The organism is Lysobacter sp. N42, from assembly GCF_004344885.1.
The window spans coordinates 459,250-481,812 of record NZ_SKFB01000001.1; the positions used below are offsets into that span (position 1 = coordinate 459,250).

Genomic DNA, 22,563 nt, shown 5'->3' on the forward strand with positions numbered 1-22,563 from the left:
CAATGCAAGAAGGCGCAATGCAAGCCTGGATAGAATCCTCACCTCTGGCCGGAGGTAACGCGGCCTACGTCGAAGAGCTTTTTGAGCTTTATCTTGATGATCCAAATTCTGTGGGCGAAGAGTGGAGAAAACTTTTCGAACAGCTACCTGCCGGCGCATCGAATGACGTTAAACATAGTCTTATTCGTGACCAATTTAGAGAAGCTGCCAAACATAAGCTTAAGCAGTCTGGCGGTGGAGAAGGAATAAACTCGGAATTTGCGGAAAAGCAGGTACGTGTTCTTCAGCTTATCAACGCTTACCGTTTTCGTGGTCACCAACACGCCAATATAGACCCCTTAGGTTTGTGGAAGCAGGAAACTGTTCCTGACCTTTCACTTAACTTCCACTCGTTAGAGAAAGAAGACCTAGATACCGAATTTAACGTGGGCTCCCTCGTTATTGGTAAAGACGTAGCGAAATTAAAAGATATTCATAAGGCCCTTGAGTCCATTTATTGTGGCTCCATTGGCGCTGAATACATGCACATCGTGAGCACAGACGAAAAACGTTGGATTCAACAACGTTTGGAATCTCAACTGGGCCAGCCTAAATTTGACGAAGCTGAGCGTAAGCGACTGTTAAAAGAGTTGGTTGCTGCTGACGGATTAGAAAAGTACCTAGGTAAAAAATTCCCGGGCGCAAAACGCTTCTCGCTTGAAGGTGGTGACGCTTTAGTTCCGCTAGTGAAAGCACTTATTCGCCGCTCTGGTAACCAAGGTGCGAAAGAAGTCGTCATTGGTATGGCTCACCGCGGTCGTTTGAATCTTCTGATTAACGTGCTGGGTAAAAAACCACAAGAATTGTTCGACGAGTTCGCAGGACGCAACACAACTGATAAAGCCGGTGACGTTAAATATCACATGGGCTTCTCGTCAGATTTTGCAACCGACAACGGTAACGTTCACTTAGCTCTTGCGTTTAACCCATCTCACTTAGAGATTGTTAACCCAGTGGTTATTGGCTCTGTTCGTGCTCGAATGGACAGACGTGGGTGTAAAGACGGTAGCCAAGCATTACCGATTACTATCCATGGTGACGCGGCGATTGCCGGCCAAGGCGTAGTTCAAGAAACATTTAACTTGTCGAAAACTAGAGCGTATGGCGTTGGCGGAAGTATCCGCATCGTAGTGAATAACCAGGTTGGTTTTACTACTTCTAAACAGGAAGACGCGCGTTCTACGCAATACTGTACTGATATTGCAAAAATGGTGCAGGCACCAATTTTCCACGTGAATGCGGACGATCCTGAAGCTGTATTATTCGTGTCGCAATTAGCTGTAGACTATCGCAACACGTTCAAGCGTGACGTAGTTATTGATCTTGTTTGTTATCGCCGCCACGGCCATAACGAAGCTGACGAGCCAAATGCTACACAGCCTTTGATGTACCAAAAAATTAAGAAGCATCCGGTTCCTCAGGCGCTTTATGGTAAGCGTTTAACAGACGATGGACTGCTTTCAGAAGACGAGCTGAAGAAGCTTGTTTCTGATTATCGTGATGCGTTAGATAAAGGTGAGTGTGTAGTCGACGAGTGGCGTGAAATGTCACAGCATTCAGTGGACTGGACACCGTTCGTTGGAAAAGAGTGGAACGTAGAGTATGACTCCACAATTTCTATCGATGAATTAAAAGTACTTGGTGAGCAAGTAAGCCACGTTCCAGCCGACTTCAAGCTGAATAAACAAGTTCAAAAAGTATATGAAGAGCGCGCGAAAATGGCGCGAGGCGAGCGTACTTTAGATTGGGGTATGGCTGAAACTTTAGCTTATGCTTCAATGGTAAAAGGCGGCACGCGTATTCGTATGACAGGTCAAGACTGTGGCCGTGGTACGTTCTTCCACCGCCATGCGGTTTTGCATAACCAAGAAGACGGTTCTACCTTCTTACCGTTAACCAAAATTTCTGAAGATCAGGCTCCTATCGAAATTTATGACTCGGTGCTGTCGGAAGAAGCGGTTATGGCTTTTGAATATGGTTATGCGACTGCAGAGCCAAACTCACTCGTTATTTGGGAAGCACAGTTCGGTGACTTCATGAACGGTGCTCAGGTAGTCATTGACCAATTCTTGAGTTCAGGTGAGCAAAAGTGGGGACGTTTATGCGGCCTAACGTTGTTGTTACCTCATGGATACGAAGGTCAAGGCCCTGAACACAGTTCAGCGCGACTAGAACGTTTCCTACAGCTATCGGCAGACCATAATTGGTCGGTATGTGTACCAACTACACCTGCTCAGGTGTTTAATATGCTTCGTAGACAGCAACTTCGTCCGGTTCGCCGTCCGTTGATTGTTATGACACCGAAGTCATTGTTGCGTCACCCAGAAGCAGTATCTAGTTTAGAAGATCTTGCAGAAGGTGTTTACCACAACGTATTGCCAGAACAAGACAAGCTAGACGCGAAGAAGGTTGACCGTGTTGTGATGTGTAGCGGTAAAGTTTATTACGACTTGCTGAAAGCCCGTCGCGACAATGAACAGAATAATGTAGCTATTATTCGTGTAGAGCAGTTGTATCCATTCCCACATGAGGAAATGGCTGAAGTATTGAAGCCATATCAGCACGTGAAAGAATTTGTGTGGTGTCAGGAAGAGCCTCAGAATCAGGGCGCTTGGTATTGTAGCCAGCACCACTTCAGAGAAGCTATTCCGGAGAAAGCTAAACTTACGTATGCAGGGCGTCAGGCATCAGCGTCGCCAGCTGTAGGTTATGCGGCAGTCCACAAAGAACAGCAAGAAAAACTCGTAAATGAAGCGCTAAGCATTTAACAGGTGATAAATAATGGCGATTGAAATTAAAGTACCTGAGTTACCAGAATCTGTTGCAGACGGCACGATTGCGACGTGGCACGTAAAAGAAGGCGATACCGTGAGCCGCGACCAGAATTTGGTTGATATTGAAACGGACAAAGTTGTACTTGAAGTTGTAGCGGAAGCCGACGGTGTAATCGGCAAAATCTCTGCGCAAGAAGGCGACACTGTTAGCGGACAGCAAACCATTGGCTCTATTGAAGAGGGCGGTTCTGGCTCGAGTTCAAGCAAAGACGATGACAAGTCTGACGATAAAGCTGAAGAGAAGAAAGAGTCTGAGAAGACTGAGTCGAAGTCAGAAGAGAAGTCTAGTAGCAAAGGTTCAGGTAAAACGATTGAAGTTAAAGTACCTGAATTACCTGAATCAGTTTCTGAAGCAACGATTGCAACGTGGCATGTGAAAGCTGGTGAGTCTGTAACGCGCGACCAGAACTTAGTTGATATTGAAACCGACAAAGTGGTTTTGGAAGTTGTTGCCGAAGCAGACGGAAAACTTGCTGAGATTTTGCATGACGAAGGTGCAAACGTGAGCGCACAAGAAGTTATCGGTAAAATTGCCGAAGGTGCGTCAGGTAGCTCTAGCTCGAGTGAAGAAAAATCATCGTCGGAAGAGAGCTCGTCGGACAGTGGTAAAGATGCTTCCGATGCAGTTAGCCCGTCTGTTCGTCGTTTATTGGGCGAGCACGGCTTAAACGCTAGCGATGTAAAAGGCACCGGTAAAGATGGTCGAATTACTAAAGAAGACGTAGAGAAACACGTTAAATCTAAAGGTAGTTCAGAAAAGAAATCAGAATCATCAAGTCAAAGTGGAGCTCCTGCAGTGAGTGGAGATCGTACTCAGAAGCGCGTTCCTATGACGCGTTTGCGTAAAACAATCGCTAAGCGTTTGTTAGATGCGAAGAACTCAACAGCGATGTTAACTACGTTTAACGAAGTGAACATGGCGCCAATCATGACCTTACGTAAAACGTATCAGAAAGAGTTTGAAGAGCGTCATGGTATTCGTTTAGGTTTCATGTCTTTCTACGTGAAAGCTGTTGTTGAAGCACTTAAGCGTTTCCCTGAAGTGAATGCTTCAATTGACGGCGACGATATTGTTTACCACAACTACTTTGACGTGAGCATTGCCGTTTCTACACCTCGCGGTCTTGTTACACCAGTTCTTCGTGACTGTGACAAGCTAAGCTTGGCTGAAATTGAAGCCGGTATTAAAGAGCTTGCGATTAAAGGTCGAGACGGAAAGCTAACCCTAGACGAAATGCAAGGTGGTAACTTCACCATTACTAATGGTGGCGTATTTGGTTCGTTGTTATCAACGCCAATTCTGAACCCACCGCAAAGCGCGATTTTAGGTATGCATAAGATTCAGGACCGTCCTATGGCGGTTGATGGAAAGGTGGAAATACTGCCAATGATGTATTTGGCATTGTCTTATGACCACCGCATTATCGATGGTAAAGAGTCAGTAGGCTTCTTGGTGACAGTGAAGAATCTCCTAGAAGATCCGCAACGTTTACTTCTCGATATCTAGTGAAATATCAGCGGCGGTCAACTTAGACTGCCGCTGTCATTTTATGTGTTATGCGCGTATAATATTGCGCGGTAATTCGGGTAAGCAGCTACGGCTGCTTTCGTTTTGAATGAACAGACGGAAAAAGCATCATGAATTTGCATGAGTATCAAGCAAAACAGCTTTTTAAAGAGTTTGGTTTACCAGTATCTGATGGGTACGCGGTAGACACCCCAGACGAAGCTGTAGAAGCTGCTAAGAAAATTGGCGGCGATAAATGGGTTGTTAAATGTCAAGTACACGCAGGTGGCCGTGGTAAAGCAGGCGGTGTTAAGCTTGTAAGCAGCCTAGATGAAGTACGTGCATTTGCAGAAAACTGGGTAGGTAAAAACCTAGTAACTTACCAAACAGACGCGAATGGTCAGCCAGTTGCGAAAATTTTGGTAGAAAACTGCACAGATATCGACCAAGAACTTTACCTAGGTGCGGTTGTAGACCGTGCAACGCGTAAAGTTGTATTCATGGCCTCTACTGAGGGCGGTGTTGAAATCGAGAAAGTTGCGGAAGAAACTCCTGAGAAAATCTTGAAAGCAACTATCGACCCACTTGTTGGTCCTCAACCTTTCCAAGGTCGTGATTTAGCATTCCGTTTGGGTCTTAACCCAGCGCAAGTGAAGCAATTCACTAAAATCTTCTTAGGTCTAGCTGAGATGTTTATCCAGTACGACTTCGCATTGCTAGAAATCAACCCGTTGGTTATCACTGACGAAGGTAACTTGCATTGCCTAGACGGTAAGATCAACATCGATAGCAACGCGCTATACCGTCAACCTAAGATCAAAGAAATGCACGATCCTTCACAAGAAGACTCTCGTGAAGCGCATGCAGCGCAATTCGAACTTAACTATGTTGCTCTAGACGGCAACATCGGTTGTATGGTTAACGGTGCTGGCCTAGCAATGGGTACTATGGACATCGTTAAGCTTAACGGTGGTGAGCCAGCTAACTTCCTAGACGTTGGTGGCGGCGCTACTAAAGAGCGTGTTACTGAAGCGTTCAAAATCATTTTGTCAGACGACAATGTGAAAGCAGTATTCGTAAACATCTTCGGTGGTATCGTTCGTTGCGACATGATCGCAGAAGGTATTATCGGTGCTGTTGAAGAAGTAGGTGTTAAGGTACCAGTTGTTGTTCGCCTTGAAGGTAACAACGCTGAGCTAGGTGCGAAGAAGCTTGCTGAAAGTGGATTAAACATTGAAGCTGCAACCAGCTTGACTGACGCAGCGCAAAAAGTAGTTGCTGCAGCGGGAGGTCAATAATGTCTGTATTGATTGATAAAAATACCAAAGTTATCTGTCAGGGTTTCACTGGCGGTCAGGGTACTTTCCACTCTGAACAAGCAATTGCTTATGGTACACAAATGGTTGGTGGTGTGACTCCTGGTAAAGGCGGTCAAACTCACCTTGGTCTTCCTGTATTCAACACAGTTAAAGAAGCTGTTGCTGAAACAGGTGCAACTGCGTCAGTTATTTATGTACCTGCGCCGTTCTGTAAAGACTCAATCATCGAAGCTGCTGACGCAGGTATCGAGTTGATCGTGTGTATCACTGAAGGCATTCCAACTTTAGACATGATGTACGTGAAAGAATACCTTACTCATAAAGGTGTTCGCATGATCGGTCCAAACTGCCCGGGTGTTATTACTCCTGACGAGTGTAAGATCGGTATCATGCCTGGACATATCCACAAGAAAGGTAAAGTGGGTATCGTTTCTCGTTCAGGTACGCTTACGTATGAAGCTGTTAAGCAAACTACTGACGAAGGTTTCGGTCAGTCTACTTGCGTAGGTATCGGTGGTGACCCAATCCCAGGTTCTAACTTTATCGACATCCTTGAGTTGTTCGAAAAAGACCCAGAAACTGAAGCAATTGTAATGATTGGTGAAATCGGTGGTACAGCTGAAGAAGAAGCTGCTGAATACATCAAAGCCAATGTGACTAAACCTGTAGTATCTTACATTGCAGGTGTTACTGCGCCTCCAGGTAAGCGCATGGGTCACGCTGGTGCAATTATTTCTGGTGGTAAAGGTACAGCAGACGAAAAGTTCGCTGCACTTGAAGCTGCTGGCGTTAAAACAGTTCGTAGCTTGGCTGATATCGGCAAAGCACTTCGCGAGAAGACTGGCTGGTAAGACGCAACAGTAGAGTAAATCGAAAAGCCGAATGACGTGAGTCATTCGGCTTTTTTGTATGCGCGTTGTTATTCGGCGAAATTTTAATCATACTGACATTGCCTTCATGGGGAATAGGACACGCAGATGGGAACGCAAACGATAAAAAAGATCTCCGAACTTCGCGCTGTTGAGCTACTTAGTCGCGCAGCGATTTTTAAGTCTTTAACGTCGGAAGACAAAAGAAGATTCGCAGTTACACCAAACCTATTCCAACATGCGAAAGCAGGCTCAAATGTTATTGAGCAAGGTGATACCGATGCTTGTATTTATATCGTTATGGCAGGTGCCGCGAAGATTATTAAAGACGATGTGCATGTTGCTGATATAGAAGCCGGACAGTTTGTGGGTGAGGTTGCTTTTATTACCGGAGAACCTAGAACGGCTACAGTACAAGCCGAAAGCGATATGATCCTGCTAAGAATCACCACCGGGAATTTTGCCAATATTCCTATTCGGGCAAGAGAAATTATGAAAGACAAAATTATCGGAGGGCTTGAGCAACGTATAGCTGATATGAATGAAATCATTAAGAAATATCGAGCGCAAGAAAACCAGAAAGAGACGACCGAACAGCCTACAGAATAGATAAATGGACCGACAATGAGGTGGTGGTCCGATGTTTAATCCGATACGATGAAATAAAACAACTATATAAGAGGTTTTCATGTACGGATTGTCGGAACATGGGCAGAAATGGCTTGAGCGCGTTACCGCGTTTATGGCCGAAAATATCTTACCTTTTGAAGCTGAATATTACGCTTCTAATATAAAGAATAACGCTCACCCAGACTGGACGAGCTGGAAGCTTGATCCGCATATCGAGAAACTAAAACAAAAAGCACAACAAGAAGGTTTGTGGAATTTATTCCTGCCTGACTCTGAGATAGGCCAAGGACTTTCTACGTATGAATATGCGCCTATCGCAGAGCAAATGGGGCGTAGTTTAATTGCTCCGGAAATCTTTAACTGCAATGCACCAGACACTGGCAATATGGAAGTGCTTTATCACTTTGGCTCTTCCCATCAAAAAGAAACGTGGTTAAAGCCGTTATTGGCAGGCGAAATTCGTTCCGTGTTTGGCATGACGGAACCACAGGTTGCAAGTTCGGACGCAACGAATATGGAAACGGAAATTGTTGCTGACGGTGATGAAGTTGTGATTCGCGGGCGGAAATGGTGGTCGACTGGTTTAGGACACCCCAACACGACATTTGCCATTGTTATGGGAAGAACCGATAAATCTGCTGAACGCCACCGCCAACATTCGATGGTAATCGTGCCGCTGAATTCAAAGGGGGTGCAAATAGAACGCATGCTTCCTGTATTTGGCGACTATGACGCACCTTACGGTCATGGTGAGGTTTCTTTTAACGACGTTCGCGTACCTAAAGAAAATGTAATTGGAAACTTAGGCGCTGGCTTTGCTATCGCACAAGGACGATTAGGGCCAGGAAGGATTCATCACTGTATGCGCGCCATAGGTGCTGCCGAGCGCTCACTAGAGTTGCTCATACGAAGAGCAAGTAGTCGCGAGGCATTTGGTAAACCATTGTTACACCTTGGCGACAACGGCAGGCGTATTGCTCACCATCGCATGGCTATCGACCAAGCACGTTTGTACACCATGCATACAGCGAAAATTATTGACGAACAGGGAGTGCGAGCTGCAGCCAGCGAGATAGCAGGTATTAAAGCCGTTGTACCTAAAATGCTTGAAGCGGTTGTAGACGATGCCATTCAGGTTCACGGTGGTGCAGGACTAAGCCATGACTTCCCACTAACAGCTTTCTTTGCGATAGCAAGGGCGTTGCGCCTTGCTGACGGGCCAGATGAAGTGCACGAAGTGAGTGTACTTAAAGAAGAATTAAAGAAGTATAAGAGGTCTTAGTTATGTCGTTCGAAGATCAAGGTAAAGCCGTTCGAGAAGGAGAGGAGTTACCCATACAGCCTGTAGAGGCGTGGCTGAAAAACGAATTGCCCGATATTCGGGGACAATGTGAGGTGACTCAGTTTCACGGTGGGGCTTCCAATTGGACCTATCGGCTAAAGTACGAAAATTACGATCTTATTCTAAGAAGAGCACCTGCAGGCACAAAAGCTAAGTCAGCTCATAATATGAAACGGGAGTTTGAACTTCAGCAGGCGATAAAGCCCTATTTTACAAAAGTGCCTGATTTAGTTGGCTATTGCGAAGACGATAGTCTGATCGGTTCAGACTTTTATGTCATGCACCGGGTGTCGGGAATCATACCACGAAAAAATTTACCTAGAGGACTTGAGCTTAGTGCAGAGCAGGTACGTTCTTTATGTAAGACCATGATAGACACATTAGTAGAGCTTCATCAGATATCAATTGAAGACAGCGGTTTGACAAAACTCGGTAAAGGCGAGGGGTTTGTTAAACGCCAAGTCGAAGGCTGGAATTCTAGGTATCAAAAATCGCGTACGTGGAATGTACCGAAAGCAAAGAAGTTAATGGAATGGCTACAAGAGAATCAGCCTAGTGAAGAAACATTATGTATGACGCATAATGACTTTCGCTTCGATAACTTAGTTCTTAATGTTGATGACCCAACGGAAGTGCTTGCTGTTTTGGACTGGGAGCTAGCTACTATTGGAGATCCGCTCATGGAAGTGGGGAACCTATTGGCGTATTGGGTTGAAGAAAATGACGACTTTATAGCCCAGTCTACAAGAAGGCAGCCGACTCATCTTAAGGGCATGATGACCCGTGAAGAGGTTATAGAATATTATTTCGAAAAATCGGGCGTAACTCCTGTAGACATGACTTTCTACCAAGTATTTGGATTGTTTCGGTTATCGGTAATTGCACAACAGATTTATTACCGGTATCACCACAAGCAAACACGTAATCCTGCATTTAAGAATTTTTGGTTTCTCATTCATTATCTTCACCATCGTGCATGGAAGCTTATTAAAAAGAGTAGGAAGTCGTCGTGATTGTAACTTTAGTTCGCCATGGACAAGCGTCGTTTGCAGCTGACGATTACGACCAGTTGTCAGAACTTGGACGCGAACAGTCTATACGCTTAGGTCATTTTCTAAAAACACAAGAAGAAGATTTAGGCACTGTTATAACGGGTGGTTTGCTTAGGCATAAACAAACAGCAGAAGCGTTGTTTGAAGGTTATGGTTCCGAATTCAACACCTTGGTAGATGAGCACTGGAATGAGTTTGATCACGTAGATGTGATACGCCAATTTGTTGTGCGCCACCCTCAGTATCAAGACGATGTACTCTCTAAAGATGCTCGTCGAGTGCTGCCTGTACTCGCAGAGGCATTACGTTTTTGGCAAACGGGAAAAGCCGCAGACAGTTACATAGAGTGTTGGGAGACATTTCATCAACGTTTAAAAAAGGGGTGGCAGCAACTCGTTGGCGTAGCGGAAGACACAACCAAAGTTACAGTGATTACATCTGGGGGCCCGATTGCTTTGTCGTCATTGCTTGCACTACAAGCAGACCACAAACACTTCGTAGACTTTAATACGAAGTTGGTGAACTCCAGTTACAGTAGATTCAATTTAACAGCACAGAAGCACGAGCTATTAAGCTTTAATGAACAAGCTCATGTTTCAGGTAAATTTTCAAAGTTAAGAAGTTACAGGTAAGAAAAGTATGGAACGTAAAACAATTATAATTACAGGCGCAAGTTCAGGTCTAGGTGCCGAAATGGCACGTCAGTTTGCGGCTAAAGGCAGAAACCTAGGGCTATGCGCGAGAAGAGTAGAGCGCTTGGAAGGCTTGAAAGAAGAAATTGAGCAAAACCATCCGAACGTAAAAGTAAGCTTGAAAGCACTAGACGTGAACGATCACGATGCAGTATTTAAGGTGTTTAATGAATATAACGAGGAATTTGGTTCGATTGATCGCGTTATTGTTAACGCCGGCATGGGTAAAGGCGGATCGCTAGGCACAGGCCTGTTTAAGCACAATAGAGATACTATCGAAACGAACCTAGTTGCAGCTTTAGCACAATGCGAAGCTGCCTTAACCTTGTTTAGAGAGCAAAATAGTGGCCACTTGGTTACGATATCTTCGATTAGTGCGCTTAGGGGAATGCCAAGAGCTATGACTGCCTACGCAGCCAGTAAGGCCGGCTTAGTGAACCTAACTGAGGGTATCCGTGCTGATTTAATGAAAAGTAAGTCACCGATAGCGGTGAGCTGTATTATGCCGGGCTTTATTCGTTCAGAAATAAATGAGAAGGTGAAAAATACGCCATTTATGATTGATACAAAGCCTGGTGTTGCGGCAATGGTAAAAGCGATAGAGGCAGAGAAAACTTCAGCATATGTGCCGGGCTGGCCTTGGCGTTTAATCGCATTTTTAATGAAAAGGTTGCCGTTAAAACAAGTACTAAAACTAGGTTAACATTATGATTAATATTCCGATTTACCAAGTAGATGCGTTTGCAGATGCGCTATTTTCGGGAAATCCTGCGGCGGTATGCCCGTTACCTCATTGGCTTCCAGAAAAGGTACTTAAAAATATAGCCGCCGAGAATAACCTTTCGGAAACTGCTTTTATCGTCACCCAGCAAGGAGAGCATGAAATCAGGTGGTTTACGCCAGAGGATGAAGTCGATCTGTGCGGTCATGCAACCTTAGCAGCTGCCTATGTCATGTTTCATTATTTAGGGTACGAGCAGCAGTCAATTGCTCTCAATAGTCGTAGCGGTATTCTTAATGTTTCTCGCGAGGGTGAGTATTTAGCGCTCGATTTTCCTGCGCTTATGCCTGAGCTTTGTGAGGCGCCTGAAGCGTTGGAAATCGGATTGGCTATAGAGCCTGAGCAGGTATATAAGGGCTATGACTATATTGTTGAATATGCAAACGAAACCGAGCTTCGAGCAGTAGAGCCGAATTTAGAGGCTTTTTGTCATTTAGACGGGCGAGGTGTGGTATTAACAGCACCCGCAGATGAATATGCCGAGTATGACTTTGTAAGTCGCGCTTTTTTTCCAAAACTTAAGGTTCCGGAAGACCCTGTAACTGGTTCAGCTCATTGCGAATTAGCTCCGTTGTGGGCGTCTGTATTAGGTAAACAGGAGTTAATCGGCTACCAGGCCAGCGCCAGAGGCGGCCGAGTACATTGTACAGTTAAAGATGATCGTGTGACTTTAAAAGGTCAGGTTGTACCTTATTTAAAAGGCGAAATACTCATTCCTTCACAACTTCTTAGGGATTCAGAATGAAAATTATAAAATGGATTACCGTAGCATTATTCGTATTATTAGCTCTTTTGATTATTTGGGTTAGTGTTCTGCATTTACGAAGCTTTGAAGAGTCTGAAGCCTATACTCAGGAGTTCAAAGCGAATGCCGCAGGTGAATTTGTAAGTTTGGAAGTGGGAGAAACTCATTACACTATAGACGGCGACGAAACCGCACCAACAGTCATTTTAGTGCATGGCTTTAGTATGCCTATGGAAGTGTGGGGTACAACAGCAAGAAACCTAGTTGCTAGAGGATATCGTGTGGTTCAATATGACTTGCTCGGCCGTGGTTTCTCAGAGCGTCCGGACGTGCCGTACACGGGCGAGTTATTTGAGCGGCAGTTAATCGGGTTAATGGACGCATTAGGAGTCGATAAAGCTCGAGGAATAGTTGGACTTTCAATGGGGGGAGCGGTGACAGCGCGGGTTGTCGCGAATCATCCGGACCGATTTGAAACAGCCGCTTTTATAGCACCTTTGCACGAACCTATTGCAGCACCTGGCGTGCCAGCGTCATTGGGGTTTTATATGTTTAGTGCGTTTTATGTTCCTTCATTAGAAAACTCGATTTCTCCTGAACATTACGGTGCTTCTGTGGCTGCTCATTTAACTGAAAGTTACCAGCAACAAAGAAAAGGCGAGGGCTTTGTTCGCGCAATTACTTCTTCGGTTTATAACTTCACTCCAGATGATCATCCGGCCTATTACGCACGCATCGCTGAAGCCGGAATTCCAACACTTCTGTTCTGGGGCACGGCAGACAAAACCGTCCCATTTGCTCAACATGAAGCTGTTATGGAGAGTTTAAACTTAGATGCAACAGGCCTTGTAACCTTTGAAGGGGCGGGGCATTTGCCCCACCTTGAACAACCTGATGTTTTCGTGGAGTATCTAACCGGCTTCTTACGTTAACCGTTATGACTCCGCGTTAAATGCGCGGAGTCAGCCCTTTTGTTAAAGCAACTCTGTAACCCATATAGCTCGGCACGAGAGCAATAAGTAAAGTTAATATCACACTGATTATCGCTAACTGTATTACTTCGGTGTTCAATGGATTGGTAGAAATGAGTATTCCATAGGTACTCATCAACCAATTCTGAGCCGCGATGAGCATTCCCCAAATAAGCAGAAATGCACCCACAATAGAACTCAAGATTAAAGCTAGAACCTCTAATTGAATGAGTGCAAAAATGGTCAATGGCTTGGCACCAACGGCACGAAGAATTGCTATTTCTCGCTCTCGCTCTTTCATAGCTGCTAACAAGGTTGTGGTAAGCCCTGTTAACGTTGCAATAAGTACGAGGAAGCTAATCAGTCGAAGTATGTTTTCGAAACTAGACAACGTTTTCCAAAGTTCCGTCATTGCCACGCCTGGAATGATACCGGTTAATGGTTCGTCGTTATATGTGTTCACATAGCGTTGCAACAGTAACGTTGCCGCGCGCATATCGATGCCCACAAAAAATGCACTAATAACACGCGGTTCATAATCTAGACTTATACTCGAATGTTCCGATTGTGCAGCGTCGTGTTCGTGAGCGTGGGCGTTTTCGTGTTCATGCTCATGGTCATCTTCATGGTCATGCGTATCATGGCTTGTGTGCTCTTCATGATCCGATGAGCTTGTAGCCGAAAAGTCAGGTGTTCCTGCTGCAGTGGTCGTTGTTGGTTCACTGTGGTGCAAGGCATCTATGCCTGCAAACGCAACATGGATACTTTGATCAACAGGGGTGCCAGTTGGATTCAATATACCTTGCACCGTGAAATATTGTCCTTCATGTTCACTGAAGCTTATGCCGCCAGTTCCATGGGATATGGTAAATTCATCGCCTAGTTCATACCCTAGCTTTTGGGCAACTTCAGCACCAACTACCGCACCAAATTGAGTATCGAAAGGATGTCCTTGAGAAAATGTTAGGGACTGTTGCCTTCCAAACTGAAAGTGCTCGAAATAATTGTGATTGGTACCAATTACACTGTACCCCTGATGGCTATCGCCTAACGAGATAGGAATAGTCCAAGAAACTCTTGGATGTTCCTTTATAGACGCATAACTCTCCCATGTAACGGCAGAGGTGGGGTTACCCACACGAAATACTGAGTGCAAAAGCAAGTTGAGCTGTCCTGAGCGTGCACCAACGATTAAATCCGTTCCTGAGATCGCGCTTTGAAAACTCTCTTTAGACTGCTGACGAATATGCTCGATGGAAAAAAGCAGTGACAAGCTAATGAGAAGCGACGCAAAGGTCATAATAAGCGTAGCTTTTCGATTCAATAAACTTTTGAGTGCTATACGAATTAGCATACGGCTTGGTCCTTAAACGAGTGTATATCAAGCGTTCGCTGAAAATGCTTAGCGAGTGAACGGTCGTGACTGACAAAAATCACCGACGTGCCATGTTGCTCTGCTTCGCTCAATAGTAGTTCCATAAATTTGTCGCGATTATCGGAGTCTAATGCTGAGGTTGGTTCGTCGGCGACAAGTAACGAGGGTTTAAGGAGTAACGCGCGGGCTATAGCGACGCGTTGTTGTTGGCCGACGCTGAGCTGGGATGCACTCTTGGTCATTGCGTCTGCTTGAAAGCCTAAGGATTCAAGTAATTGCCTAGCACGTTCTTTAATTGTTTTATCGTGCCTATGTGCAAAGTAAGCAGGAAGAAGAACGTTCTCTAAAACACTTAAGTAAGGGATAAGGTTGAGCTGCTGAAAAATTAAACCGATATTTTTACTGCGAAAAACGTCGCGCTTTCCAGTAGACAAGCCGTATAAAGATTGTTTTCCGATAAACACTTCACCTCTACTGGGCTTAAGAATTCCGCATATAATATTCAGGAGTGTCGTTTTACCCGAACCTGAAGCTCCATACAAAAATAAGTGCTCTCCGCGCTCAAGTTGCAGGCTCGGTATGTTAAGCAAAGGCGGTTTGTTGTTCTGCCATGAGAACGTGATGTGCTCGAGTGTTAAAGTGGCATCGTGACTTTGTTGATTTTCCATTTCAGCTCTCTAACTACAAATGAAATGGAAGTGTACCTGAACTTATGGTGAATTCTCTAGCGTTTATGGAGAGGAAAGCACCGACCCATGCACAAGTCGGTGCTTATATTTTCTCTTAGAAAGGCGCTGAACGTGTAATGACTTGTTCAAGTGCGATTTGCTGCTCAGCGTTAGGTAGTTGTTTCATTGACTCTAGTGTTTGAGAAGGAATGCGGATTGAGCTAGTTCTTCTCATTGAGCGAACTTCTGACTCCAACTCAAATTGTGCTGTTTGAGCATTGCTTTGATGGAGGTTTTTGCATTCTTGGCGAGTAGGTTGATAGCCCAAGCGCTCTGAGTATGCGCGCAACACGTTAGTACGGGTAGGACCCATTGCATTAGCTAGTTCGCAGTATTCTACATTGCTAAATGTTTCCATTGCTTGCTCTGTAGCATTAACATGTATGGACGTTGCGGCAACAAACGCGGTTAACATAGTGATTGCAGTTTTCATGGTTAAACTCCGTTGACAAGTTTGAAGGTGTAGTTGAATTTGCCGCGCATGGTAGAGTGAGAATGTGACAGAAATATGAACGGTTTATTTCTTAACCATTAAATATAAATCTCTGAAAAACATGATAAAAATAACAACAAAAAGTGCCTAAAAATTTAACTTTTGATTAATATCTGATTAACAATTCCAACTGTTTTTTAGCAATATTTTGAGTTTTTGGAAGTACGGTTTTGGTTGAATTTAAACTTATAAGAAAAAAAATGCGCTCCATTCGTATTCGGGTAAAGGAACCTTTGGGTGAGGTTGTTGTAAGCGCACCTGTCCGTATCTCAGAAAAGTACATTTATGATTTTGTTCAGTCAAAAAGTGACTGGATTAAGAAGCAGCAAGATTATATTGAACAATTACCCAAGCCCGACGTTATCGATCGAGCTCGTTGCAAACAAATAATGCTTAAACATGTTCCTGAACTTCTCGACAAATGGAGTAAAGCCTTAAATGTCGAGTACTCGGGTTGGAAAACTCGATTTATGAAAACCCGGTGGGGCAGCTGTAATATTCGTACGAGAAATATTAATTTAAATGTAGCCCTTGGCCATTACCCAATAAAGCTCTTGGATTATGTAGTACTTCATGAGCTTGCACACCTCATAGAAAAACATCATAACTCAAATTTTTATGCAATATTAAAACATCATATGCCTGATTATGTTCAGAGAGAAAAGGATTTGAAGCAAGCTCGCTATCTATAATTATTCATTAAATATGAATAAATATATTGAATAGGTAGAGTCTTCGACGTATTATTCATCTCATTAAGAGGAGATGAATAAGTGAAGTGTGTTGTTTTTGGTGCGGCAGGATATGCCGGTGCAGAGCTCGTAGAGTGCATACTACGGCATAAACAGTTTGAGCTTGTACGGGTATTTGGATCTCATGAGTCCGGTCTTAAGAGCTGGCACAAGAATGTTCCGCATAAACCGTACCTGAATGTAGACAATATTTATCCAGCAACAGAAGAAGCTATTAAGGGCGTTGATTTTGACGTCGCATTTTTGGCTTTACCCCACGAAGCAAGCTTCCATTGGGCTTCTTTCCTTGTAGAGCAAGGGGTAAGGGTTTTCGATTTGTCGGGCGCATTTCGCTTGCAGAACGTCGAGCTTACCCAGCAAGTATATGGTTTAAATATTGCTGATGAAGCACGTTTTCAGCATGTACCTTATATGCTCATGCCTTGGTTTGATAAAAGCATTAAAGGCAGTCTATTTTCTATTCCCGGCTGCTATCCCACAGCATCACTTCTAGCGTTAAAGCCGTTGGTGGAGCATGGTTTAATTTCATCATCCGCAGATATTGGTATTACTGGTATAAGTGGGGTTTCTGGTGCGGGCAAGGCTCCGAGTGAGAGAAACTCGTTTTGTGAGGTAAGTATTCAGCCTTACGGATTACTTAATCATCGGCATGAGCCTGAAATTTCAATTCATCTTGGTATACCTGTTCATTTTACTCCGGTGATTAGTGCGATTCCACGAGGTCTTCTGGTTGTTATCGACTTTAAACTGAAAGACTCTGCGACCACCGAACAATTAACAGCTCTATATAACAAAACCTACAAAGACCATGCATTAGTTCATGTTGTTGAGCAGGCACCCGCGGCTCATCATGTGGCGCATACTCCTTACTGTCATGTTTCTATTCATAGTAGAGGCTCAAGTGGCGTAGTGGTTGCCGCAATAGATAACTTAATGATGGGGGCGGCAACACAGGCTCTGGAAGCTGCCAACGTGGTATGTGGCTTTAGCCGTTATGAGGGAATTATAAAATGAGTTTTGTTGTAGTGAAATTAGGTGGTGAAGCACTGGTAGACAAAGGGGCTCTTAGTTATTTTATTACGTCTTTATTGAGTAGCTGTTCTGAACACAAAATTATTCTTGTTCATGGCGGTGGTAGTTATGTGGATGAAGCACTTGAGCATCTTGGTGAAACAACACACAAGATTGACGGGGAAAGACAAACACCAACTCACCATGTGCCTTGGGTCGTAGGAGCTCTTGCCGGTTACGCAAACCAGTCTTTTGTGTCTGTGCTTAAAGCTGCCGGCTTCAATGGAGTAGGACTTTCTTTATCTGATTGCGGTGGCGTTCCACTAATCCAATCAATAACCGCTGGCTCGGTAGCTGCGCCTGATTGGGAGAATGTAGACAAAGCAGAGGCGTTAAAATCAACGCTTAGCTATTTCTGTGGAAAGAATGTTATTCCAGTTGTTAGCCCTATAGGGTTGTTAGATTCCGGTGTACTCGTAAATGTTAATGCCGATCTGGCGGCCGCAGCTTTAGCAATTCTCCTGCAAGCACAACTAGTTTTACTCAGTAATGTTGAAGGCGTACTCGACGCTGATAAAAACATTATTACCACAATACCTGCTTCAGAATGCTTGCAATTGCAACAGTCTAACTTTGTTTCAGACGGCATGAGAATTAAGTTGCTAGCAGCTCAGAACGCGACGATTCGAACACGACGAAGCACCGCGATTACAAGCTGGTCTTCAGCTGAGAATGTAATCGCAGTATTAAACGGTGCCTCAATAGGTACGCAAGTCGTAGTTTAATTATTAGGAAATAGAATGAACGTATTGTCGTTATTTGACTTAAAAGCAGACCAGATTCATCACGTATTAAAAATGGCTGCAACTATTAAAGCGCACCCTTCAGGGTATTTAAATGTTCTGAAAGGGAAAAGCATAGCAATGCTTTTCGAGAAACCGAGCTTGCGAACACGAGTAACGTTTGAAGTCGGTATTCAGCAAATGGGTGGGCACGCAATTTATCTTGACCAAAAAATGATAGAGCCGGGTGGTCGTGAGTCTATTCAGGACATTGCAAACAATTTGTCACTATGGACAGACGCTATTGTGGCACGGGTATTTAAACATGAAACACTTAAGGAACTGGCAGGATCGAAAATACCGGTAATTAATGCTTTGTGTGACATTCATCACCCATGCCAAACCCTGGCCGATCTGTTAACCATTCAAGAGCGGTATCCGGTTGATCTCCGGGTCGTTGATATTTTGTACCTAGGAGAAGGAAACAATGTTTGTCAAAGCTTCATGGTTGGTGCGGCAGCATTGGGACTAAAGCTGACCGTGGTTACTCCGGAGGGATACGGCCCTACTCCTGAGATCTGGCAGGGCATCGATGAGGTTTATCCAAATCATAACATTCGCGTGATTAATGACTTGAGCGAAGTGCAGCATGCAGATGTTGTTTACACAGATACGTGGGTTTCTATGGGCTCGAGTATGAGTGACAAAGAAGCTGTTGATGTTTTTGGTCATCTACAAGTCAATCAAGATCTTATTGAGCGGCTGCAAGCCACAACGTTTTTACACTGTTTACCAGCTCATCGTGGGCATGAAGTTACAGATGAAGTTCTTGATGGACCAATTAGTGCAGTTTTACAACAAGCGGAAAACCGTTTGTACGTGCAAAAAGCGTTGTTACACGAAGTTTTTAACGGTTAGAGGTTATTTAAAATGAGTCAAATTAAAAAGGTTGTATTGGCATATTCCGGTGGTCTAGATACCTCTGCTATCGTTCCATGGTTAAAAGAAAACTTTCAATGTGAAGTTATCGCGTTTGTGGCGGATGTCGGGCAGGGCGCGGAAGAGCTTGAAGGAATTTATGACAAAGCTATCAAGTCTGGTGCATCAGATTGCTATGTGGTGGACCTACAAGAACAATTTGTAGATGAAGTAATCGCTCCATCTCTACGTGCTGGCGTTTTGTATGAAGGCGAGTATTTATTGGGCACAGCGTTAGCTAGGCCAGTGATTGCACAAGCGCAAATAGAGCTTGCGTTAAAATTAGGTGCTGATGCTGTCGCGCACGGTTGCACTGGCAAAGGTAACGATCAGGTTCGTTTCGAAAGTGCGGTTGCGGCCCTAGCTCCTCACCTACAAGTTATCGCGCCATGGCGTGAATGGTCGATGCGGTCTCGTAAAGATCTGTTGGACTACTTGCAAGAGCGCAAAATTGAAACCAGTGCATCTTTAAAGAAAATATATAGTCGTGACGCAAACCTTATGCACATTTCACACGAAGGTGGAGAATTAGAAGATCCATGGCAGTCGCCTAGCGACCAAGTATGGACGTTGTCTAAATCTCCCCAACAAGCTCCAGACGAAGAAGAGGTGGTTACCCTTAGCTTCAAAAAAGGTGAACTAGTAGGTGTGAATAACCAGTCGTTTAATCAGCTTCATGCGCTTAAGAAATTGAATCATTTAGGTAGTGAGCACGGTATCGGACGAATCGATATTGTTGAAAACCGTCTCGTTGGTATGAAGTCTCGTGGTTGCTATGAAACTCCTGGTGGAACCATTTGGAATACTGCTTTACGAGGTTTGGAGTCATTGGTTCTAGACCGCCCGTGTTGGCGTTTAAGAAACCAGCTTGGTGTGCAATTAGCCGATGTTTTGTACGACGGCCAGTGGTTCACTCCGGTGCGGAAGGCTCTTTTAGCTGCTACTGAGAACTTGGCGCAAAACATGACTGGTGAAGTTCGCCTAGGTTTGTATAAAGGACAAGTTCGTGTACTCGGACGCAAGTCTCCGAACTCTCTATATTTGGAGTCTTTCGCGACTTTTGACGAAGACGAAGTTTATAGCCAAAAAGATGCTGAAGGTTTTATTCGTTTATTTAGCTTGTCACAGAAAATTAGAGCGTTGGTGCAGGAGGGCTCATGAGTATGTGGGGAGGGCGCTTTCAAGAAGCGTCGTTACAAGCTTTTAAAGACTTTAATGACTCCATAAGCTTCGATTATGTTCTTGCTCCGTATGAGATTACGGCGTCCTTGGCATGGGCTGAAATGCTTGCAAATAAGGGCATTCTTACGGAAGCCGAACTCAACTCGTTGAAGCTCGGTTTATTGGGATTAAAAAAGGAACTTGAAGCAAATCCAAAGCTTCCGGTTGCCTCGGGTGAAGAAGATATTCATGGTTGGATTGAAGTTACCCTAGAGCAACGAATTGGTTCTGTAGCCCGTAAGCTTCATACCGGTAGAAGCAGAAATGATTTAGTTGCGACAGACTTGCGTTTGTACGCCCGTGAGCAATGCAAACAGCTATCTGCCGCGTTAGCCAAGGTGATTCAAGTGCTCATCGATTTTGCAAAGACATGGGAAGGAGCAGTTATGCCGGGCTATACCCATTTGCAAAGGGCACAACCCATTCTTGTTTCTCACTGGGCGTTAGCTTATGTGGAGATGTTGGAGCGGGATTTCCAAAGGTTACAAGAAGCAACTAGCCGATTAAACGTGTCTCCTCTAGGAGCAGGGGCTTTGGCGGGCTCAGGAATGGCCATAAATCGACTTCAGCTTGCGCAAAGTTTAGGTTTTACTGAACCATCGCGTAATAGCCTAGATGCGGTTTCTGACCGAGATTTCGTGGTTGAAATAGTACATGTGGCAAGTCTTTCGATGGCTCACCTATCACGGTTGTCTGAAGACATCGTGTTTTATTGTTCTGGTGAAGCTGGTTATTTTCAATTAAGTGACAAAATTTCTAGCGGCTCGTCGCTTATGCCGCAGAAGAAGAATCCCGATGTGTTCGAGCTTGTTCGCGGCAAAACAGGCCGAGTTTGTGGGCATTTGCAGTCTTTGCTCATGATGTTGAAGGGTACTCCGTTAGCCTACAACAAAGACTTTCAGGAAGATAAAGAAGCGTTTTTTGATGCCGTTAATCAGTGGCATCAATGCTTGGTGGTGCTACAAGGCTCTATTCCGGAAATATCTGTGAACCGCGAGGCTACTTTGAAGGGTGCTGAACTAGGCTATAGCAATGCTACGGACCTTGCTGATTACCTAGTGGATAAAGGCATACCTTTCAGAGACGCACATGATATTTCAGGAAAGCTTGTGCTCACCGCAATAGAGCAAAGTATTCCGTTAGAAAAGTTAACCCTTGGCGAAATGCAGTCGGCAAGTAAAGAGATTGAAAAAGATGTGTATGACAAGCTGACCATAGCTTCAAGCTTGGAACGCCGCAATATTTTTGGGGGAACTGCGCCTTCGCAAGTGAAGGAAGCAATTCGGCAAGCTCAACTTCGGGCACGAGGAGAGCGAGCTGGAATAGCTAAAGTTCGCCAAGCAACATTGCACGACGTGAACGCTATTGTTTCTTTGATTCAATACTGGGTGAAAGAAGGTGAACACCTTCCTAGAGCTGCAGAAGACATTATGCAGGCCATTCACACCTTTACTGTCGCTGAGTATGAAGGTGAAGTTGTCGGTTGTGGTGCTTTGTATGTATACGGCACTGGATTAGCTGAAATTCGCTCTTTAGGCTTGGTTCCTGAACATGCAGGCAAAGGGCTTGGTAAAGCTATGGTGGAGTTTTCGCTAGAACAAGCTCGTTTACTCGGTATATCACGCGTAATTGTGCTTACCCGAAAACCCGAATTTTTCGAGCGTATTGGTTTCGCTACTGCGAATAAATTCGATTGGCCAGAAAAGGTTATGAAAGATTGTGAAATCTGCCCGAAAAAATCTTGTTGCGATGAAACGGGTCTTGAAATTTGGATTACGCAGCGTGCAAAACTAAATTGATTAGACTAGTATTAGGTTTGACCAACATCATAAATGGGACTTAACTCTATGAACATAAATAAAATTGCTGTGGCAGTTCTCGCTACAACTGCACTCAGTATTCCCCAGCTAGCGGAAGCCCAAAAAGGTAATTTACCGAACTGGCGAGCAAACCCTGTGTTTACAACGGCAACTCTAAACTCAGGCTTTATGCCAGATCCATGGACATACTCCATTCAGGCCGGTGGTTCCCAAGAAGTGCAGGGGTTAGGCTCATCATGTGTTGGCCACATAAACTATCAAGCGCCAGATATTGACCTTAATTACTCGTCTGGTGGCGTTTTAGGGTTGTATGTATATGTTCGCGCCAACAGCGACACAACTTTGGTCATTAACGCACCTGATGGTCGCTGGTACTGCAACGACGATTCAAGCGGCTTAGACCCTATGATCCACTTCGCCAGCCCGCAAAGTGGTTTGTACAACATTTGGGTAGGAACATATAGTGACGGGGAATTACAGCCCGCCACGGTTCATATTTCCGAAATAAATCCGAATAACTAATTCATTTAAAACCCGCCATCCGGCGGGTTTTTTTTATCTAAAAAAGTTTGATCTAGCTCAAAGTTTGTAAAGCAAGTATTGTTATTATATTAGAAAATTC

Annotated in this window: 21 protein-coding genes and 1 pseudogene; 19 read left to right on the forward strand and 3 right to left on the reverse strand. The window is 44.4% G+C overall.

Going from position 1 to position 22,563, the window contains the following annotated elements; genetic code table 11:
• Positions 1 to 2: 2 nt before the first annotated feature.
• The 12 genes and pseudogenes from EYQ95_RS02345 to EYQ95_RS02395 all read left to right on the forward strand — a co-directional run bounded on the left by EYQ95_RS02345 (position 3) and on the right by EYQ95_RS02395 (position 12,742).
• A complete protein-coding gene (locus EYQ95_RS02345; RefSeq protein ID WP_111914300.1) occupies positions 3 to 2,807 on the forward strand; it encodes a 2-oxoglutarate dehydrogenase E1 component in 2,805 nt (934 codons plus the stop codon).
• A 13-nt stretch (positions 2,808 to 2,820) separates the two neighbouring features.
• Positions 2,821 to 3,030, forward strand: a pseudogene (locus tag EYQ95_RS26580) (biotin/lipoyl-containing protein); the annotation flags it as partial.
• Positions 3,031 to 3,183: 153 nt separating this feature from the next.
• Entirely contained in the window at positions 3,184 to 4,380 is a 1,197-nt protein-coding gene (gene odhB, locus EYQ95_RS02350) for a 2-oxoglutarate dehydrogenase complex dihydrolipoyllysine-residue succinyltransferase (protein WP_207916225.1), read from the forward strand.
• Between the two features lie 131 nt (positions 4,381 to 4,511).
• The gene (gene sucC / locus EYQ95_RS02355; RefSeq protein WP_111914298.1) at positions 4,512 to 5,678 is read left to right on the forward strand and encodes an ADP-forming succinate--CoA ligase subunit beta; all 1,167 of its coding nucleotides are present in this window, start codon (positions 4,512 to 4,514) and stop codon (positions 5,676 to 5,678) included.
• The gene (sucD, locus tag EYQ95_RS02360; protein ID WP_111914297.1) at positions 5,678 to 6,550 is read left to right on the forward strand and encodes a succinate--CoA ligase subunit alpha; all 873 of its coding nucleotides are present in this window, start codon (positions 5,678 to 5,680) and stop codon (positions 6,548 to 6,550) included. The genes sucC and sucD overlap by 1 nt, the downstream gene beginning before the upstream one ends.
• A gap of 126 nt (positions 6,551 to 6,676) precedes the next feature.
• Positions 6,677 to 7,177, forward strand: coding sequence for a cyclic nucleotide-binding domain-containing protein (locus EYQ95_RS02365; protein WP_111914296.1), 501 nt, complete (start codon positions 6,677 to 6,679; stop codon positions 7,175 to 7,177).
• Between the two features lie 79 nt (positions 7,178 to 7,256).
• Positions 7,257 to 8,480 carry an acyl-CoA dehydrogenase family protein gene (locus tag EYQ95_RS02370; protein WP_111914295.1) on the forward strand — a complete coding sequence of 408 codons (1,224 nt, stop codon included), beginning with the start codon at positions 7,257 to 7,259 and terminating at the stop codon, positions 8,478 to 8,480.
• Between the two features lie 2 nt (positions 8,481 to 8,482).
• On the forward strand, positions 8,483 to 9,553 hold the full coding sequence (locus EYQ95_RS02375) for a phosphotransferase family protein (protein ID WP_111914294.1): 1,071 nt from the start codon (positions 8,483 to 8,485) through the stop codon (positions 9,551 to 9,553).
• The gene (locus EYQ95_RS02380) at positions 9,550 to 10,224 is read left to right on the forward strand and encodes a histidine phosphatase family protein (protein WP_111914293.1); all 675 of its coding nucleotides are present in this window, start codon (positions 9,550 to 9,552) and stop codon (positions 10,222 to 10,224) included. Before EYQ95_RS02375 ends, EYQ95_RS02380 begins: the two co-directional genes overlap by 4 nt.
• Before the next feature lie 7 nt (positions 10,225 to 10,231).
• Positions 10,232 to 10,987, forward strand: coding sequence for an SDR family oxidoreductase (locus EYQ95_RS02385; RefSeq protein ID WP_111914292.1), 756 nt, complete (start codon positions 10,232 to 10,234; stop codon positions 10,985 to 10,987).
• 4 nt (positions 10,988 to 10,991) lie between these two features.
• Positions 10,992 to 11,810: a PhzF family phenazine biosynthesis protein gene (locus EYQ95_RS02390; protein ID WP_207916201.1), complete on the forward strand. Its 819-nt coding sequence runs from the start codon at positions 10,992 to 10,994 to the stop codon at positions 11,808 to 11,810.
• The gene (locus tag EYQ95_RS02395; RefSeq protein WP_111914291.1) at positions 11,807 to 12,742 is read left to right on the forward strand and encodes an alpha/beta fold hydrolase; all 936 of its coding nucleotides are present in this window, start codon (positions 11,807 to 11,809) and stop codon (positions 12,740 to 12,742) included. Before EYQ95_RS02390 ends, EYQ95_RS02395 begins: the two co-directional genes overlap by 4 nt.
• Before the next feature lie 16 nt (positions 12,743 to 12,758).
• Here EYQ95_RS02395 and EYQ95_RS02400 read toward each other — a convergent pair whose 3' ends face one another.
• The 3 genes from EYQ95_RS02400 to EYQ95_RS02410 form a co-directional block, all read right to left on the reverse strand.
• The gene (locus EYQ95_RS02400) at positions 12,759 to 14,135 is read right to left on the reverse strand and encodes an ABC transporter permease (protein ID WP_111914290.1); all 1,377 of its coding nucleotides are present in this window, start codon (positions 14,133 to 14,135) and stop codon (positions 12,759 to 12,761) included.
• Positions 14,129 to 14,824: an ABC transporter ATP-binding protein gene (locus EYQ95_RS02405; protein ID WP_111914289.1), complete on the reverse strand. Its 696-nt coding sequence runs from the start codon at positions 14,822 to 14,824 to the stop codon at positions 14,129 to 14,131. The genes EYQ95_RS02400 and EYQ95_RS02405 overlap by 7 nt, the downstream gene beginning before the upstream one ends.
• A 115-nt stretch (positions 14,825 to 14,939) precedes the next feature.
• Positions 14,940 to 15,317, reverse strand: a complete 378-nt coding sequence (locus EYQ95_RS02410) for a hypothetical protein (protein ID WP_111914288.1) — start codon at positions 15,315 to 15,317, stop codon at positions 14,940 to 14,942.
• 260 nt (positions 15,318 to 15,577) lie between these two features.
• Between EYQ95_RS02410 and EYQ95_RS02415 the strand changes: the two genes are divergently transcribed.
• From EYQ95_RS02415 to EYQ95_RS02445, 7 genes are all read left to right on the forward strand, one after another.
• Positions 15,578 to 16,069 carry a M48 family metallopeptidase gene (locus tag EYQ95_RS02415; RefSeq protein WP_111914287.1) on the forward strand — a complete coding sequence of 164 codons (492 nt, stop codon included), beginning with the start codon at positions 15,578 to 15,580 and terminating at the stop codon, positions 16,067 to 16,069.
• Positions 16,070 to 16,150: 81 nt separating this feature from the next.
• Positions 16,151 to 17,143 (forward strand): N-acetyl-gamma-glutamyl-phosphate reductase, encoded by a 993-nt coding sequence (argC, locus tag EYQ95_RS02420; protein ID WP_111914286.1) that lies wholly within the window; start codon positions 16,151 to 16,153, stop codon positions 17,141 to 17,143.
• Positions 17,140 to 17,925: an acetylglutamate kinase gene (locus tag EYQ95_RS02425; RefSeq protein WP_111914285.1), complete on the forward strand. Its 786-nt coding sequence runs from the start codon at positions 17,140 to 17,142 to the stop codon at positions 17,923 to 17,925. Before argC ends, EYQ95_RS02425 begins: the two co-directional genes overlap by 4 nt.
• A 15-nt stretch (positions 17,926 to 17,940) precedes the next feature.
• The gene (gene argF, locus EYQ95_RS02430) at positions 17,941 to 18,840 is read left to right on the forward strand and encodes an ornithine carbamoyltransferase (protein WP_111914284.1); all 900 of its coding nucleotides are present in this window, start codon (positions 17,941 to 17,943) and stop codon (positions 18,838 to 18,840) included.
• Between the two features lie 12 nt (positions 18,841 to 18,852).
• Entirely contained in the window at positions 18,853 to 20,061 is a 1,209-nt protein-coding gene (locus EYQ95_RS02435; RefSeq protein WP_111914283.1) for an argininosuccinate synthase, read from the forward strand.
• Positions 20,058 to 21,920 (forward strand): argininosuccinate lyase, encoded by a 1,863-nt coding sequence (gene argH / locus EYQ95_RS02440; RefSeq protein WP_111914282.1) that lies wholly within the window; start codon positions 20,058 to 20,060, stop codon positions 21,918 to 21,920. Before EYQ95_RS02435 ends, argH begins: the two co-directional genes overlap by 4 nt.
• Positions 21,921 to 21,968: 48 nt before the next feature.
• On the forward strand, positions 21,969 to 22,463 hold the full coding sequence (locus EYQ95_RS02445) for a hypothetical protein (protein WP_207801077.1): 495 nt from the start codon (positions 21,969 to 21,971) through the stop codon (positions 22,461 to 22,463).
• Positions 22,464 to 22,563 lie beyond the last annotated feature (100 nt).